Consider the following 16,383-nt stretch of genomic DNA (forward strand, 5'->3'; position numbering starts at 1 on the left):
ATTTTCAGCCAATGCCGGCGATGGTGTCATAGAGCAGCTTGAAGTTGAGCACCAGGATGAGCGCGGCGACCGCCCAGGCCAGCGCCGCCACGGCGCGCGGAATGGCGAGATTGCCCATCTTGCGCTTGTCGGAGACGAACTGCACCAGCGGCACCACCGCAAAGGGGAGCTGCATCGACAGGATCACCTGGCTGAAGACGAGGAGTTGGCCGGTTCCCTTCTCGCCATAGAGCGCGGTGACGACCACCACCGGGATGATGGCGATGCCGCGCGTCAGCAGGCGGCGCGCCCATTGCGGGATGCGCAGGCGCAGGAAGCCTTCCATCACGATCTGGCCGGCGAGCGTCGCTGTCACCGTGGAATTCAGGCCGGAGGCAAGCAGCGCCACCGCAAACAGGATTGAAGCGATGCCGAGGCCAAGCAATGGCGACAGAAGCTCGAAGGCCTGGCCGATCTCGGCGACGTCGTGATGGCCGGTGCCGTGGAATGCCACCGCCGAGACGATCAGGATGGAGGCGTTGACGAACAGCGCCAATATCAAGGCGATGGTCGAGTCTGTGGTCGCCCATTTGATGGCATCGCGCTTGCCTTCATCGGTGCGCTCATAGGCGCGGGTCTGCACGATCGAGGAATGCAGATAGAGATTATGCGGCATCACGGTGGCGCCGATGATGCCGATGGCGATGTAGAGCATCGCCGGATTGGTGACGATCTCCGACGACGGCACGAACATGGAATGCAGGATCGAGCCGACCGGCGGAGCGGCGGCGAAGATCTGGATGGCGAAGCAGCCGAAGATGATGATCAAGAGTGCAACGATGAAGGCCTCGAGGTAACGGAAGCCCCGGTTCATCAGCAGCAGAACGAGGAAAGCATCGAGGGCGGTCAAGACAGCGCCGCCGATCAGCGGAATTCCGAACAGCAGCTGTAGCGCAATCGCAGTGCCGATGACCTCGGCCAGATCGCAGGCGATGATGGCCAGCTCGCAGGCGATCCACAGCATGAAATTGACCGGCCGCGGATAATAGGCACGACAGGCCTGGGCGAGGTCGCGGCCGGTGGCGATGCCGAGCCTGGCGGCGAGCGCCTGCAGCAGGATCGCCATCAGGTTCGACAGCATGATGACGAAGAGCAGTGTGTAGCCGAACTGGGCGCCGCCGGCCAGGTCGGTCGCCCAATTGCCGGGGTCCATGTAACCGACCGAAACCATGTAGCCAGGGCCCATGAAGGCGAACAGCCGACGAAACCAGACCCCGGACTGCGGCACGGCGATCGAGGCGTTGACCTCGCGCAGGCTTGGCTGTTCGTCGTCTTCCGGCCGGGCAAATCGCCACATCCTTCGGGATGCTGCTGCGGCTTCGGTTTCTGACATTGGGGGATTTTCCGCTGGATCGGCTAGTTGCCTTTCTATCTATGTCAGGGTCGAACATTATGCAATATGCTATAATTCATTGTTTGTGCTTTTGAGTGCTTCTGCCCGGTGGGACAGGGGGAACGGGATCGCTGGTTGCGCCCGCCGTCGAATGCAAATAAACGGCCGGAAGAATGGAAGCCCGTGCTATGAATGTGCAAATGCCGGTGCATCCGCCGACAATCGAGGAGGAGCGCATATTGGCGCTGAAGAACAGACCGGTTCCGCGCGAAAAGCCGCTGCCTGACGCCGAGAGTCACTCGCAGGGGTTCAGGCAGACGCGCGAGGCGCGGCGCAGCGCGCTGGTCGAGGATTATGTCGAACTCATCGCCGACCTGATCGAGGACGGCAACGAAGCGCGCCAGGTCGACATCGCGGCGCGGCTCGGCGTCGCCCAGCCGACGGTTGCCAAGATGCTGACGCGGCTGTGCGCGGATGGGCTCGTTTCCCGGAAACCCTACCGGGGCGTGTTCCTGACCGATGCCGGCCGCAAGGTCGCGGAGGAGAGCCGCATTCGCCACCAGACGGTGGAAGCCTTCCTGCGCTCGCTCGGCGTCAGCGCCGAAACGGCGCGTATCGATGCCGAGGGCATCGAGCACCATGTCAGCGCCGAGACGCTTGAAGCGTTTCGCAAGGCAATGACGGCGACACGCTAAGTCCACCGCATTGTCGACAGTCCTGTCGGAACCGCCGCGTTGCCGCTGCGTTTGAGATCGTGCCACGCGATTGGCGCGAGGCCGAGGAGGATACGATGGGCGTTGAACAGGCACCGACACTGAAGGGCAAGCAAGCTGCCAAGGGATTGAAGCAAGCTGCGGCGAAGGACGAGCGCAAGACGGAAGCGGAAACCGGGCATCAACTGAGGAAAGGGGCGGCCCGCTTCGATGAGCGCTCGAAGAGCTCGGATGGAAAGAGCGCCGGCGCCAAGCAGAAGATCTGACGTAACACCCAAGGCCCCGGAAAGGCGCCAAAAAAGTGTCCGCGAGCAGCGTGGCGCCCGCACCAGCGGGAGCATAGCGACGCGCCGGGATCGACTCTCTGCATGCGCACGACGCCGGAGCCGCGCCGCACCATTCGCTCGATTGAAGCCGACAACCCTGATGTTGCGACCCGTCTGCCTTAGCACAGCGTGCCGTGACGGCTGCAGCGCTGCGGAGCGCCCTTCATGCGAAAAATGCTGTGACTTGATGCAGCCGTTGGGATATTTGTTGTCGGGTCCGGTGAGCCGAGACACGGTTCGATAGACCGGAAATATATTACGGGGGATTCGCCATGCTCTGGAAGGGTCGTCGTCAAAGTGACAATGTCCAGGACCAACGTGGTCAGAGCGGTGGCGGGTTCAACCTGCCTGGCGGCAGGCCCGGCCAGTTCCGCATCCCAATCGGCGGCCGCGCCGGCGGCGGCGGCATTTCTACCATCGTCATCCTGGTCGTGGTGTTCTTCGCGCTGAAGGCCTGCGGCATCGACCCCATGCAGATTCTGGCTGGCGGCGACGGCGGCCTGCTGCCGGGCGGCGGCGGTCAGATCACCGACAACAGCGGTGCGCAGGGCACAGGTGCGCCGGCCTCCGACGAGATGAAGCAGTTCGTCTCGACGGTCCTGGCCGAGACCGAGGATACCTGGAGCGGCATTTTCCAGGCCAACGGCCTGACCTACGAGGATCCGAAGCTGGTTCTGTTCAGCGGGCAGATCCGCTCGGCCTGCGGCTTTGCCTCTTCGGCAGCCGGTCCGTTCTACTGTCCCGGGGACCACAAGGTCTATCTCGACACCACCTTCTTCCAGCAGCTTGACCGACAGTTCGGCGCTTCGGGCGATTTCGCCCAGGCCTATGTGATCGCGCACGAAGTCGGCCATCACGTGCAGAACCTGACCGGCATCCTGCCCAAATTCAACCAGATGCGCCAGCAGATGGGCGAGGCCCAGGCCAACCATATGTCGGTGCAGGTCGAGCTTCAGGCCGATTGCTTCGCCGGCGTCTGGGCGCATTTCACCGGGCAAAAAGGCATCCTGGAACAGGGCGATATGGAAGAGGCTCTGAACGCCGCCCAGCAGATCGGCGACGACACGATGCAGAAGAAGATGCAGGGCTACGTCATTCCGGAAAGCTTCAACCATGGCACGTCGCAGCAGCGGCAGACATGGCTGGCACGCGGCTACAGGAGCGGCAAGCTCTCGGATTGCGATACGTTCAACACCCCGATCTGAGGTGTTCGAACCCCGTTGAAATGACCGTTGAAGCGGCGGGCGGCGCTGCAGGACGTGGCCGCACTCAAGTCGACAGTTGATGTCAGGAACAAAATTCCTGCCATGTTCCCTTATTGTTCTACGTGGCTGACTCGCCTACAACGAGCTCTTCCGCCTTCGCTCCGAGGCGGCTCCAGGAGATATCGTCATGATCGAAGCCAAAACCGCCAGGCGGGGGCTTGCGCTTGTTTTCACCACGCTGTTGCTCGACATTACCGGCATCGGCATCATCATGCCGGTGCTGCCGGCCTATCTGCAGGAGCTGACCGGCGTTGGTGTCAGCGAAGCGGCGATCGAGGGGGGCTGGCTGTTCTTCGTCTACGCGGCCATGCAGTTCCTGTTCGCGCCGCTGGTCGGCAATCTCAGCGACCGCTTCGGGCGCCGCCCGATCCTGCTGGCCTCAGTGCTGACCTTCGCCATCGACAATCTGATCTGCGCGGTCGCCTGGTCCTATTCGGTCCTGTTCATCGGCCGGGTTCTGGCTGGTATCAGCGGCGCGAGCTACTCGACCGCCTCCGCCTTCATCGCCGATGTCAGCACCGACGAGAACAGGGCGAAGAATTTCGGCCTGCTTGGCATCGCCTTCGGTGTCGGGTTCATCATCGGCCCGGTGCTTGGCGGGTTGCTTGGCGAATTCGGGCCGCGCGTGCCGTTCTGGGGCGCGGCGGGGCTTGCCCTCATCAACTTCATCGTCGGCTGGTTCTTCTTGCCGGAAACGCTGGAGCAGCACCATCGACGTCGGTTCGAGTGGCGCCGCGCCAATCCTCTCGGCGCCCTGAAGCAGATGCGCAACTATCATGGCATCGGCTGGATCGGGCTGGTGTTCTTCCTGATGACGCTCGGCCACATGATGTACCCTGCCGTGTGGTCGTTCGTCGGCAGTTACCGCTATGGCTGGAGCGAACACCAGATCGGCCTTTCGCTCGGCGTCTTCGGTCTTGGCGGGGCACTGGTGATGGGTTTTGTCCTGCCGCGCGTCATTCCACGGCTCGGCGAATGGCGTACCGCCGCCATCGGCCTTGCTCTTACCGCGCTCGCCGCCTTCGGCTATGCTGCGGCATGGAAGGGCTGGATGATCTATGCGGTGATCGTGGCGACCTGCCTCGAGGCGCTGGCCGACCCGCCGCTGCGGAGCCTGGCGGCGGCCAAGGTGCCGCCCTCCGCCCAAGGCGAATTGCAAGGTGCGATGACGAGCGTGTTTTCGATTACCAGCATCATCACGCCACTGCTTTATACCGGAATCTTCGCCTGGTTCACCGGGCCGAGAGCGCCGGTGGTGTTCGGCGGCGCGCCCTTTGTGCTCGGCGGCATTTTTCTTGCCTTGTCGCTGATCGCATTCGTGCTCAGGGTCGAGAAGCCGAGCGCGGTGAGCGACGTCACGACGGCGACGGTGGCCTAAGGCTATGCGCAGACTAGAATTCAATCCATTCGCCCGGAATATCCAGTGCCTTCGCTAGCATCGCGCTGGTCTGCGCCGATGGCTTGCGGCGATTGGATTCAAGATCCGACAGAAAACCCTGACTGACACCGATCGTGGCCGCCAACTCGGCTTGCGTCAGGCGCCGCCAGTTGCGCAGCGCCTTGAGCCGGCTGGAGCCCCGCAAAATATCCATGGTCACGTCCGCAGGCAGGGGTTTTTCCGTTTTGAGGTCAGCCTTTCGCTCATCGTAAATCGCCACATCCGCAGCGTCTTCAAGAGCCTCTTCGGCCGCATGCAGCAGAGCCTCGTAGTCCGCCTTTGGGATAACGACCAGTTCTTCGCCGGTTGGAGTCTTTATGATTTGCGGAGCGTTCATGGTGTCCTGTCCTGCTATGGCCGACGGTAGGTTGTCGTTTTGCGTTTGCCGATATAGATCGCGAGGATCGTCGTGCGGTCTTCATCGAATATGACCCGGTAGCGGCCGATCCGCAGTCTGTAGCCGTCCCTGCCGGCAAGGCGCTTGACATCTCCCCGCCCGCTGACGGCATAGGAGATCAGGCCTTCGGAGACCTGCTCGCGGACATCGGCCGGCAGGTTGTCGAGATCGCGAGCCGCCGACACCGAGAGGATGATCGTCTTCACGGCGACGATATCGCAGATTTATCACCAAAAGTTAAGCGATATTATCGCCAACACTTCTCGCACATAGATAGTGTCAGCGCTCCGCCAACGCCGGCTCGCCACGCTTTTCGCGGATGAGATTGACGAAGCGGCGGAACAGATAGTGCGAATCCTGTGGGCCGGGCGAGGCTTCGGGATGATGCTGGACCGAGAACACCGGCCTGCCTGTCAGGGTGATGCCGCAGTTCGAGCCGTCGAACAGCGAGACATGGGTCTCTTCGACGCCGCTCGGTAGCGAGTCGGCATCGACGGCAAAGCCGTGATTCATCGAAACGATCTCGACCTTGCCGGTGGTGTGGTCCTTGACCGGATGGTTGGCGCCGTGATGGCCCTGATGCATTTTGGCGGTCTTGCCGCCCAGCGCCAGCGCCAGCATCTGGTGGCCGAGGCAGATGCCGAAGACCGGGATGTCGGTCTTGAGCAGGTCCTGGATAACAGGAACGGCGTAGTCGCCGGTGGCTTCGGGATCACCAGGACCGTTGGAGAGAAAGATGCCGTCGGGCCGCATGGCCAGGATCTCCTCGGCCCCGGTGTTGGCCGGCACCACGGTGACCTTGGCGCCAAGACCGGCAAGCAAGCGCAATATGTTGCGCTTGACGCCGTAGTCGATGGCGACGACATGCATGGACGGATCGGTCTGTTCGCCAAAGCCCTCGTCCCAGACCCAGGGCGTCTCGCGCCAGACCGAGGACTGGCCGGACGTGACGTCCTTGGCCAGATCGAGCCCGATCAGGCCGGACCAGGCAGAAGCCTGGCGCTTCAGATCGTCGACGTCGAAGATGCCGTCGGGCGCGTGCGCGATGACGGCGTTCGGCATGCCCTTTTCACGGATCAGCGCGGTCAGTGCGCGGGTGTCGATGCCCGAGAGCGCTACGATGCCGCGTTTCTTCAGCCATTGGTCGAGGCCGGCTGCAGCGCGATAGCTGGACGGATTGGTCACGTCGGCCTTGAACACGGCGCCGACGGCGCCGGCGCGGGCAACCGGGTTGAGATCCTCGATGTCCTCGTCATTGGTGCCGATATTGCCGATATGCGGAAAGGTGAAGGTGACGATCTGACCGGCATAGGACGGATCGGTGAGGATTTCCTGATAGCCTGTCAGCGCGGTGTTGAAGCAAACCTCGGCAACGGCGGAGCCGGTAGCGCCAAGACCGCGACCCTCGATGACAGTGCCGTCGGCCAGCACCAGCAAGGCGGTCGGCTTCTCAGTGGCCCAGGGGGCAGTCATCGTTGCCATGGCGGCACTCCTAAAGGGCTGCGCCCTTCGATCGGCGCAACAAAAGGCGCGAAGCAGCGATTTCGCAGCCAGCGCGCGCAACAAAAATTCAGTTCATGCAAGGCCCAGTACATAGGATAAGGCGCCAGAGCGGTCAATGCGGCCATGCCGAACGGCATCGATTTATTTCATTGAACGATATCAGGCATTTGCCGGTCAGTGCCGAATTTGCCTTGGGCTTTTGGCAAGGCTATTGTCCGCGCCACATTCGAAGGAGAAAGCATCATGCGCGGCAAAATCGCCGAATCCCTGAAGAGCGCGATGAAGGCGCAGGACAAGCGGCGGCTGCCGACTTTGCGGCTGATCCAGGCGGCCATTCACGATCGCGACATCGCCAATCGCGGCGCCGGCAAGGAGCCGGCAAGCGATGACGAGATCCTGCAGATACTGGCCAAGATGGTGAAGCAGCGCGAGGAGTCGGCCAAGGCGTTCGACGACGGCAAGCGGCCGGAGCTTGCCGCGCAGGAGCGCGACGAGATGGCCATCATACGAGATTTCCTGCCGACGCAACTGGGCCAGGCCGAGACCGAAACGGCAATCCGCGCCGCCATCGCCGAGACCGGCGCCAGCGGGGTCAAGGACATGGGCAAGGTGATGGCCGTGCTCAAGGAGAAATATGCCGGCCAGATGGATTTCTCCAAGGCGAGCGGCATCGTCAAAGGACTGCTGCAGTAGGGATTTTCCCGCTGCAGCGATGCTCATAAGCCGGGGGAGGCGACCGCGAGGAGCCAGCCCTCCGGATGATCCTCAAGTGCTCTTCGATCTCTTCTGAGAGCGGGCGGTAGCTCGCACCGACATGTTCAGTGCCACGGCGGCGCGAATGAGCGCCTTCAATGCCTCTTCATCGATCTTGTCGCCCTCATGGATATCGATGGCGCGTCTGGTGTTGCCTTCGAGGCTGGAGTTGAAGAGGCCTGAAGGGTCCTCCAGCGAAGCACCCTTGGCGAATGTCATCTTCACGACATTCTTGTACGTCTCGCCGGTGCAGATTATTCCCGCGTGCTCCCACACCGGAACCCCTCGCCACTTCCACTCCTCGACCACTTCGGGGTCGGCCTGCTTGATGAGGCTTCGGACCTGAGCGAGCGTCTCGCCCCGCCAATCGCTCAGCTCGCTGATTCTCGCATCTATCAACCGAGAGGGAGCGTCTCCGCCTTCTGCTTCCTTCGAACCGCTCTTTTTCATGGCTGTTGTCGCTTTGGTCATGATTGGTCCCAGTGATTTGTGCGCGTTCGGCGTCTGGCGTCTCACGACGGCATAGATGCGGCGAGCCATTTTCCATTCCGGGCGAAGCGCCCGGCTCGCGACAAACTCTCCACGCCGAGGAGGAACCTTCCTACCTCCGGACACGTTTTGCAACGAAGATCATACGAAAATGGAGCATCGATTGGCGGCGCGTGTATTGAACATTATCGGCGCCGCCACCAGCGCCGGCGCCTATTCGCCGGGGCAGGAACAGGCCCCTGCGGCCTTTCGGCGACACGCGCTTGCAGAGGCGCTCGCGAGCCGAGGCAGAACCATCACGGATCATGGCGATGTTGCATCGTTTAGGTGGCGGCCGGATCCCTCGCGGCCGCAGGCCATGAACCTGGAGGGCGTGGGCGACGCCTGTGACTTGGTCGCAAGCCACGTGGCGGCGGCGATCGCGGCGCAGGAGGACGTGCTTGTCCTGGGCGGCGATTGTACTGTGGAGCTGGGAACCGTCGCCGGAGCGAACGCCGCCGGCGCGCGGATTGGACTCGTCTACATAGACTTCGACACCGATCTCAACACGCCCGACACGAGCGATGGCGCCTTGGACTGGACCGGCGTCGCGCATCTGCTGGATATTCCCGGATGCGAGCCTGCGCTCGCCAGGCTCGGCCCGACCCATCCGATGCTCGTGCCTCGGCAGCTTCTCTATTTCGGCGTTGAGAATATCACTGCGCCCGAAGCCATCACGATGCGGGATTATGCGATTGAGGCGATATCGCGCGAGGAAGCTTTGAGCGATATCGAGGCGGCGGCGACGCGCGCGGCCGAATGGGCGGCGGGCTTTGACTGCGTGCTCATTCACTTCGATGTCGATGTACTTTCTTTCATCGATTTTCCGATTGCCGAGAATGTGCGCCGTTGCGACGGTCTCAAGCTGGAGCAAGCCGCCTTCGTGCTGAAGCGGTTGACGGCCCTACCGCAATGGCGCGGCCTGACCATCACGGAGGTCAATCCGGCCCATGCGCCAGACGAGTCCACCGCGTTCAAACGCTTGAATGAGGTGCTTCTAGACGCCCTTGGCTAGTCCGAGATGCGTCTCACAGCCGTTCGCCGGGCAATTGGCTGGCTTGCTTCACCCAGGCGGCGAACTGAGTTTCGTCGAGCTGGTCCTCATAAACGTCGAGGTAGCGCACTTCCTTGTGCTTGGATTCCCCTGGAGGAACAGGGCGCAGCGACGTGCCTCGGAAGAAGGTCACTTTGACGTAGCGCGCAAAGACATGGAACGACAGGAACCAGCCCTGGCCCTCGATGCCATAAAACGGCGAGTTCCATTTGACTGCCTTGTGCACGCCGGGGACGGTGCGCACGATGATCGCGTCGAGGCGCCGCCCCACATCGCTTTTCCACCCCGGCATGGCCGCGATGTAGGCCTGCACGGGAGCATCGCCGTAGCCCTTCGGGATCTGAGGGTTGCCGCCCGAGAGGAGGGTCGGCTTCGTCGCGACCCGCTCGGCGGCCTTCGCCGACTTCTCAGACGTGTTGCCGGCCATTGTGTTCGCTCCAATTGGTAGACCTAGTCGGTATTGCTTGATTTTAGAAAGCTGCCCCTGAAGGTCAACTTGCTACTCCGATTGATCTCCGCCCAAATCGATAAGCACGCAGTGGCGGCGGCTTCTCTTCCAAAAAGCAGACGTCGCGGAGGGATGCCTGCCGGCGGCGAGCGGTCTATGCTTTTGCTGAGGGAATCGACTTGGATGGCTGGTGGCTTCCAGCGGATCGGCCGCATGTCATGATCGAACTCGTCAGACCGGCGCTTGAACATCTGCCGTCCTACAAGGCCGCCCTTGAGCGCGGCTGGTCGCCGGACAATGTGCGGCTGATGGAGGCGGTGCGCGAACAGCTTGCGGCCATCGAAAAGGATCTGGTGGCTTTCCTCGCCGGTCTCGACGACCGGGAGGCCAAGGGACCTCCAATCCATCTGCCGGACGGATCGACAGTGCAGCGCCTGCCGGGATTCCGGCGTTGGATCTGGGATGGCGAAGTCGCAGGCTCGATCGGCTTGCGCTGGCAGCGCGGCACCGCCGAGCTGCCGCCGCATGTGCTCGGCCATATCGGTTATGCGGTGGTGCCGTGGAAGCAGCGACGCGGCTATGCGACCGAGGCGCTGCGGCTGATGCTCGGCGAAGCGAGGGCGCTCGGCCTGCCCTTCGTCGAGATCACTGCCAAGCCGAGTAATCTCGCCTCACAGAAGGTGGTGCTGGCCAATGGCGGCCAGCTGGTCGGGCGTTTCTTCGAGGACGCTGCCTATGGCGGCGCCGAAAGCTTGCGGTTCCGGATCGAGTTGTAGGGGGGTGATGGGCGTTGGGTCGGCCCTCCCTGACCCCATCCGTCAGCGGTCGAAATCCATCGACAATGCAATATCCCTCTGGTCTTCGAGTTCGGCGAGCCTGGCCTGGAGAGCGCTGCTGATCGAGGCGTAGGCGGCGGCGCCGAAGGTCAGCCGCCGGGGAGCGGGATCTTGCTCTACAGAGGCGATCATCGCTTCGACCATCTTCTCTGGATCGCCCTTCACTTCGAAGCGGCCTTCGGCAAAAGCCCGGCGCAGGTCACCAACCGGCGTGTTCTCATAGGTAACGGTAGGCTCGGCGCTGACCAGGCCGGCCGCAAAGTTCGTCCGCGTCGGTCCGGGCTCGACAATCGTGAAGGCGATGCCAAACGGCGCGACCTCCTGCCGGGCGGATTCGACAAAGCCCTCAATGCCCCATTTGGTGGCGTGATAGAGGCTGAAACCAGGATAAGCCATCTGCCCGCCTTCCGAGGAGATTTGCAGAATCCGGCCACTGCCCTGTTTCCTTAGATGCGGGAGCACGGCGCGGATGAGCTGGATCGAGCCGATGAGGTTGGTATTGATCAGATCACGGATCTGGTCGTCACCCAGTTCTTCAGCTGCGCCGAACAGACCGTAGCCGGCATTGCTGACTATGACATCGATGCGGCCCAGATCGTGAAAAGCCTTGTCGACCGTCCGCCGCATTGCCTCGGTGTCGGTAACGTCAAGCGAAGCGATCCAAAGGCGATCGCCGTAATCCGCCTTCAGGCCGGCAAGCGCCTCCGGCTTGCGTACGGTCGCGGCCACCCGGTCGCCACGGGCCAGAAGCCTTTCCGTCAAGAGCCGCCCGAAGCCGGAGGAGGTGCCAGTGATGAACCATGTTCTGGTCGCGGGAGAAATCTTGGTCATGGGAGAAGCCTTTGTTCGCCAAGCCGCGTGATCGCGGCAATCTCCACACAAGATATTCCCTTCCGATTCATGGTACTATCCATCCAATCTTGCATAAGTTGATGAAAATTTCCCATGAACGACGGGCCCGGCCTTCGCGAACTGACTGCACTTGCCGCAATTGTCTCCCGCCGCAGCTTTCGCAAGGCGGCGGACGATCTCGACCTGTCGCCCTCGACGCTCAGCCACATGATGCGGGCTCTGGAGCGAGACATGGGCGTGCGCCTGCTTAATCGTACGACGCGCAGCGTGGCGCCGACGGAAGCAGGCGAAAGGCTCGTCGCGCGCCTGCAGCCGCTGTTGCGGGATATAGACGCGGCGCTTGCGGAAGTGGATAATTTCCGCAAGCTTCCGGCAGGAACGCTACGGATCAATTCCAGCGAGATCGCAGCCCGACTGCTGCTCAAATCCGTGATACCGGCTTTTCTTGCGCGATACCCGCAGGTTTCGCTCGATCTGGTCACCGAGGGGAGACTGGTCGATATTGTCGCCGAAGGCTTTGACGCGGGCATCCGGCTTGGCGAGGCTGTGCCGCAAGACATGGTCGCGGTACGCTTCGGCGGCGAGACACGCTTCATTGCCGTCGCGTCGCCGGCCTACCTCGCCGCCCGCCAGGTCCCGAGAGTGCCGGACGACCTGAAGGATCACAGCTGCATCCGATTCCGCCTGCCGAGCGGCAAGCCCTATCGCTGGGAATTCGAGAAGCATGGCCAGGAAATCTCGATCGATGTCCCGGGCATGCTCACTCTCGATCATATGGAATTGATGGCTGAGGCAGCGGTCGGTGGCTTGGGAATCGCTTACATCTCCGACAGGTCTGCCCAGGCCTACATCGAGCAGGGGACGCTCGTCAGTGTGTTGGACGATTGGTGTCCGCCTATTCCCGGCCTATACCTCTACTATCCGGGTCATCGTCTTGTGCCGCCGGCCCTGCGCGCCTTCATCGATGTGCTGAAAGAGACAGGCTAAGGAGCCTATCCCGCGCGGTGTCGTCTATTCGGCCGCGGCCGGCAGGGGTGGTGCGGCCTTGCTGCGCCATTCCGAAACATGCGAGGCGAGCGCGACCGCCACAGCGACCAGCATGGCGATCGCGCCAACCACCGGCAGGCTGCGGTAGCCGTAGCCGGCATTGAGCATGGCGGCGCCGAGTGAGGCGGCCAGCGCGATGCCGACATTGAAGCCCGCCGGGATGAGTGATGAGGCGAGGTTGGAGGCATCCGCCGTCCAGGTCAGGATACGGGTCTGAATCGGCGTTCCGATGGCAAAGCTGAGACCGCCCCAGACAATGATCGCCACCACCATCGGCACCGGGTACGGGCTGACGGCGTAAATGACGGCAAGTGTCACCGCTTGCAGGAAAAGCATGGTGATGAGCGACGGCATCAGTTTCCAGTCGGCGAGCCGCCCGCCAAGAAAGACGCCGATCGTCGCGCCGACCCCGTTGAGCAGGAGCACCCAGGGTATCAGATCGTCGTCGAGGCCGGTGATTTCAAGCAGCGTCGGCGTGATGTAGGTGAAGAGGCCGAACTGGCCGATCATCAGCATCAGCATGAGGATCAGCGACGTCCAGACCTGCTGGCGTGCGAGCACGCGAACCTCGCTGCCAAAGCTGACGGACTGGCGCGACGAACCCGTCTTGCGCGGCAGCAGGGCGGTGATCGCTGCGATGGACACCACGCCAAGCGCGCACATCACCCAGAATGTCGCGCGCCACCCCCAGACATTGCCGATCGCCGTGCCGGCTGGCACGCCGATGACATTGGAAACAGTCAGGCCCGACAGGATGAGCGCAACGGCCATTCCACGCTGGTCCTGGCGGACCAGGCCGACCGCCACCACCATCGCGACGCCGAAATAGGCGCCATGCGCCACGGCTACCGCAATCCGCAACAGCAACATGGATGCGAAGTCGGGTGCAAGTGCGCAAGCGGCCTGGCCGATGGTGAAGGCTGCGGCAAGGCCAAGCAGCAAGGCCTTGCGGGAAATCGCCTTGGTGGCGAGCGTCAGCAGCGGTCCGCCGACGGCAATGCCGCCGGCGTAGCCGGAGACGAGGTAGCCGGCAGTCGGGATGGAGACGCCAAGGCCATCCGCCACCTGCGGCAGCACGCCGGCGATGACGAACTCGGTGGTGCCGAATGCGAAGGCAGCGATGAACAGAGCGATAAGGGGGAGCATGGCGCGGGAAGGCGATCCTTGAATGAGATGGCCTCAAATCACGAACGAGAGCTGCGGGCAATCCAGAAATTATCGACGCCGCTTTAGGTTTTCTTGATCCCACGACAAGGGGAGAAGGGAAAACAACGTCAAGGCCTATCCAGCCTTCAGCCGCGAGCCGGTGAGCAAGCCGCGTTCCTCGAGCACGGGATAGGCCATCGAGGCGAGCAGCGAGTTGATCTGCTTCAAGTCGCGGATGGTGTCGAGATGGATCGAACTGGTCTCGACGCTCTTGGCGGTGCCGTCGCGCAGCCGCACGAAATGGCTGGCGCTGGTCTCCTTCTCGCGGTCTCGCAGCCGGTCTTTCTCGAGCACCAGTTGACGGGCGGTCTCCGGATCACGCGAGACCAGCACATTGAAGGCGAGCCGTGCATTGGCGAGTACCAGTGCGTGGAACGCGCAAAGCTCGCGCCAGCCCTCGGGCGTGAACTCCAGCCCGCGTTCGAGTTTCTTCCTGACATGCACCAGCATGTTGCGCACAATGATGTCGCCGACCTGTTCGAGCTTGACGCAGGCGCCGATCAGTTCCTGGCAGCGCAGCGCCTCGTCTTCGCTCAGCGGATTTTTGGTGACCTTGGCCAGATAGAGCTTTATCGCGGCGTGTTTTCTGTCGACGCGGTCGTCGAGAGCGGCCAGCGCCTTGATCTTGTCGGCGTCGGCACTCTCATAGAGTTCGATGATCCGCTTCAGCATAATCTCGACCGTCTCGCAGACCCGCACCACTTCGCGGGTGGCGTTGGCCAGCGCCTGGCTCGGCACGTCGAGGGCGCTGTCGTTGAGCGCGGACAGTTCGACGACGTCGAGCGCCTCGGCCGGCACTTGTCTGGTGCCGAGCGCCACGATCTTTTCCGAAGCGCGGTAGACGAGACCGGCCAGCGGCAGGCCGGCAATCAGGATCAGGACGTTGAACAGGATATGGGCGTTAACGATCTGGTCGGGCACAGTGGCGCCGAGAAAAGCGACCGGCGGCTTCAACCACAGGAACAGGACCAGCATGGCCAGAGAGCCCATCCCGCGCATCAGGAGATTGCCGATCGGCACGACACGCACGCCCGGCTCCGCGTTGCGGGTGAGCAGCGGCGCGATGATCGACGAGCCGAGATTGACGCCGAGCACCAGCACGATGCCGAGTTCGGGCGGGATGAAGCCGCGACCGGCGAGCGTTACCATGAGCAGGACCGCGGCGATCGAGGAATGGAACAGCCAGGTGACCAGCGCCGCCAGGAGATAAGCGGTGACCGGGTCGCCGGAGAAGTAATTGACGATGACCGGCATCAGCGTGCTCTGGCGCAGCGGCTCCGACGCCTGGCCGATCATTTCCAGCGACAAAAGCAGCAGGCCGATGCCGACCAGGATACGGCCGAACTGGCGCCAGTCGCGCCGCTCGGTGGCCATGAACATGACAGTGCCGGCGACCAAGCAAATCGGTACCAGCAGCGACAGATCGAAGGTGAGCAGCTTGACCACCAGCGCCGAGCCGATCTCGGCGCCGCGCACGGCAAGCTGGCCCGACATGCCGCTGACGATGCCGGCGCCGGCGAAGGAGCCGACCAGCAAGGTGACGGCGGTGGAGCTTTGCAGCGCGATCGCCAGGCCGCAGCCGGCCAGAACTGCCATGAAAGGATTGCGCATGGTGGCGCGCAGCTTGTGGCGCAGCACATCGCCATAGGCACGCTCGACGCCGGTCTTCACCAAGCGAGTGGCAAACAGCATCAGCGCCACCGCGCCGGCAAGATGCAGCAAAACGACCGAACCGCTCATATCAGGCTCGCAGCCCGACAGGAGCCAGCGATGCGGGCACCATGACGGCAAAAGGGCAAAAGAGGGTGCGAATCAAGGACATTGCAAGGGTCGATACTACTCCGATTAATTTTAGCCGGATAATAAATTTTGCCCTATTCGGCGGTGGCTGGCACGCGACAGGGCGTGTCGGAAATGGATGGATCGCAAAATGGTTGCATTGCCGGCCGGCTTCCGGATGGCCGCGCGCCCGAATGCGGGCGACAGCTTCAGATATCCTTTGAAGAGAATGTTGAGTTAGCCAGCCTAAATGTAAGAAATCATTACAAAAACGTAATCTTCATGTTCAGTTTCGGTTCATCCTTCGAGCTCTATTCCTCAGGCATCGACAACCAAGGAGTACCCCATCATGAAACGCATCATCCTTTCCGCAGTTGCCCTCTCGATGCTGGCTGCGACGTCCCTGCAGGGCCAGGCAGCGCCGCTGAACGCGCCGAATGCACCGCAGTCGAACTATAGCCAGATCGACTGGAAGAAGTCGGACAAGCATGTCGACGTGAAGAAGCGTGTCGTGGTGAAGAAGAAAGTCGTGGTGAAGAGGAACCATTGGCGCAATGGCCAGAGATATTCCAGCTGGAAACGCCATCAGCCGATCCGCGACTATCGCCATTATGGCCTGCGTCGCCCCGGCCGTGGCCAGGAGTGGATCCGCGTCGGCAACGACTATCTCTTGGTCAGCGTCGTCTCCGGCATCATCTTCGGCGCGATCGCCGCGCACTGACCGTCAGACGTCGACCGGCACTATGCCGGAATTGGAAAGAAGGCGGCCGGCAACGGCCGCCTTCTTTTGCCCTGTGAAAACCGGGTATGGTGGCGCATTAGGAGTCGTCGGGTTTCGCCGGCGTGACTATATGGAGGGTAAACGA

General features: G+C 62.3%; 18 protein-coding genes. 9 read left to right on the forward strand and 9 right to left on the reverse strand.

Translation table 11 applies throughout. The features are described from left to right. Positions 1-4 precede the first annotated feature (4 nt). Complete coding sequence (locus tag ABID19_RS00385; RefSeq protein WP_354487116.1) at positions 5-1,372, reverse strand: Nramp family divalent metal transporter; 1,368 nt, start codon at positions 1,370-1,372, stop codon at positions 5-7. Between the two features lie 239 nt (positions 1,373-1,611). Here ABID19_RS00385 and mntR point away from each other — a divergent pair, with 239 nt between their 5' ends. The 4 genes from mntR to ABID19_RS00405 all read left to right on the forward strand — a co-directional run bounded on the left by mntR (position 1,612) and on the right by ABID19_RS00405 (position 5,054). Beyond that, entirely contained in the window at positions 1,612-2,067 is a 456-nt protein-coding gene (mntR, locus tag ABID19_RS00390; protein ID WP_354488244.1) for a manganese-binding transcriptional regulator MntR, read from the forward strand. 95 nt (positions 2,068-2,162) lie between these two features. Next, positions 2,163-2,351, forward strand: a complete 189-nt coding sequence (locus ABID19_RS00395; RefSeq protein ID WP_354487118.1) for a hypothetical protein — start codon at positions 2,163-2,165, stop codon at positions 2,349-2,351. Between the two features lie 332 nt (positions 2,352-2,683). After that, a complete protein-coding gene (gene ypfJ / locus ABID19_RS00400; protein WP_292223699.1) occupies positions 2,684-3,616 on the forward strand; it encodes a KPN_02809 family neutral zinc metallopeptidase in 933 nt (310 codons plus the stop codon). Positions 3,617-3,803: 187 nt separating this feature from the next. Further along, complete coding sequence (locus ABID19_RS00405; protein WP_354487120.1) at positions 3,804-5,054, forward strand: TCR/Tet family MFS transporter; 1,251 nt, start codon at positions 3,804-3,806, stop codon at positions 5,052-5,054. 13 nt (positions 5,055-5,067) lie between these two features. Here the strand turns inward: ABID19_RS00405 and ABID19_RS00410 are convergent, their stop codons facing one another. From ABID19_RS00410 to carA, 3 genes are all read right to left on the reverse strand, one after another. Then, entirely contained in the window at positions 5,068-5,451 is a 384-nt protein-coding gene (locus tag ABID19_RS00410; RefSeq protein ID WP_354487122.1) for a helix-turn-helix domain-containing protein, read from the reverse strand. Between the two features lie 14 nt (positions 5,452-5,465). Beyond that, complete coding sequence (locus ABID19_RS00415) at positions 5,466-5,717, reverse strand: type II toxin-antitoxin system RelE family toxin (RefSeq protein WP_354487124.1); 252 nt, start codon at positions 5,715-5,717, stop codon at positions 5,466-5,468. 73 nt (positions 5,718-5,790) lie between these two features. Beyond that, the gene (carA, locus tag ABID19_RS00420; protein ID WP_354487126.1) at positions 5,791-6,993 is read right to left on the reverse strand and encodes a glutamine-hydrolyzing carbamoyl-phosphate synthase small subunit; all 1,203 of its coding nucleotides are present in this window, start codon (positions 6,991-6,993) and stop codon (positions 5,791-5,793) included. 264 nt (positions 6,994-7,257) lie between these two features. On the opposite strand from carA, the gene ABID19_RS00425 reads away from it, so the two are divergent. Continuing rightward, positions 7,258-7,707 (forward strand): GatB/YqeY domain-containing protein, encoded by a 450-nt coding sequence (locus tag ABID19_RS00425; protein WP_236387232.1) that lies wholly within the window; start codon positions 7,258-7,260, stop codon positions 7,705-7,707. 72 nt (positions 7,708-7,779) lie between these two features. Here ABID19_RS00425 and ABID19_RS00430 read toward each other — a convergent pair whose 3' ends face one another. Further along, complete coding sequence (locus tag ABID19_RS00430) at positions 7,780-8,238, reverse strand: DUF1801 domain-containing protein (RefSeq protein WP_354488246.1); 459 nt, start codon at positions 8,236-8,238, stop codon at positions 7,780-7,782. 181 nt (positions 8,239-8,419) lie between these two features. Between ABID19_RS00430 and ABID19_RS00435 the strand changes: the two genes are divergently transcribed. Then, positions 8,420-9,310: an arginase family protein gene (locus ABID19_RS00435; protein ID WP_354487128.1), complete on the forward strand. Its 891-nt coding sequence runs from the start codon at positions 8,420-8,422 to the stop codon at positions 9,308-9,310. A gap of 13 nt (positions 9,311-9,323) precedes the next feature. Here ABID19_RS00435 and ABID19_RS00440 read toward each other — a convergent pair whose 3' ends face one another. After that, complete coding sequence (locus ABID19_RS00440) at positions 9,324-9,776, reverse strand: DUF1801 domain-containing protein (protein WP_354487129.1); 453 nt, start codon at positions 9,774-9,776, stop codon at positions 9,324-9,326. 239 nt (positions 9,777-10,015) lie between these two features. Here ABID19_RS00440 and ABID19_RS00445 point away from each other — a divergent pair, with 239 nt between their 5' ends. Further along, positions 10,016-10,573, forward strand: coding sequence for a GNAT family N-acetyltransferase (locus ABID19_RS00445; RefSeq protein WP_354487131.1), 558 nt, complete (start codon positions 10,016-10,018; stop codon positions 10,571-10,573). A 42-nt stretch (positions 10,574-10,615) separates the two neighbouring features. Here the strand turns inward: ABID19_RS00445 and ABID19_RS00450 are convergent, their stop codons facing one another. Beyond that, on the reverse strand, positions 10,616-11,464 hold the full coding sequence (locus ABID19_RS00450) for an SDR family oxidoreductase (protein WP_354487133.1): 849 nt from the start codon (positions 11,462-11,464) through the stop codon (positions 10,616-10,618). 114 nt (positions 11,465-11,578) lie between these two features. On the opposite strand from ABID19_RS00450, the gene ABID19_RS00455 reads away from it, so the two are divergent. After that, positions 11,579-12,472 carry a LysR family transcriptional regulator gene (locus ABID19_RS00455; protein ID WP_354487135.1) on the forward strand — a complete coding sequence of 298 codons (894 nt, stop codon included), beginning with the start codon at positions 11,579-11,581 and terminating at the stop codon, positions 12,470-12,472. A gap of 24 nt (positions 12,473-12,496) precedes the next feature. Here the strand turns inward: ABID19_RS00455 and ABID19_RS00460 are convergent, their stop codons facing one another. Both ABID19_RS00460 and ABID19_RS00465 read right to left on the reverse strand, forming a co-directional pair. Further along, on the reverse strand, positions 12,497-13,678 hold the full coding sequence (locus ABID19_RS00460; protein ID WP_354487137.1) for an MFS transporter: 1,182 nt from the start codon (positions 13,676-13,678) through the stop codon (positions 12,497-12,499). A gap of 135 nt (positions 13,679-13,813) precedes the next feature. Next, on the reverse strand, positions 13,814-15,478 hold the full coding sequence (locus ABID19_RS00465) for a Na/Pi cotransporter family protein (RefSeq protein WP_354487138.1): 1,665 nt from the start codon (positions 15,476-15,478) through the stop codon (positions 13,814-13,816). 388 nt (positions 15,479-15,866) lie between these two features. Here ABID19_RS00465 and ABID19_RS00470 point away from each other — a divergent pair, with 388 nt between their 5' ends. Continuing rightward, positions 15,867-16,238, forward strand: a complete 372-nt coding sequence (locus ABID19_RS00470; protein WP_354487140.1) for an RcnB family protein — start codon at positions 15,867-15,869, stop codon at positions 16,236-16,238. The last annotated feature ends 145 nt before the right edge of the window (positions 16,239-16,383 follow it).

Source organism: Mesorhizobium robiniae (assembly GCF_040545535.1).
Classification (GTDB): domain Bacteria; phylum Pseudomonadota; class Alphaproteobacteria; order Rhizobiales; family Rhizobiaceae; genus Mesorhizobium; species Mesorhizobium robiniae.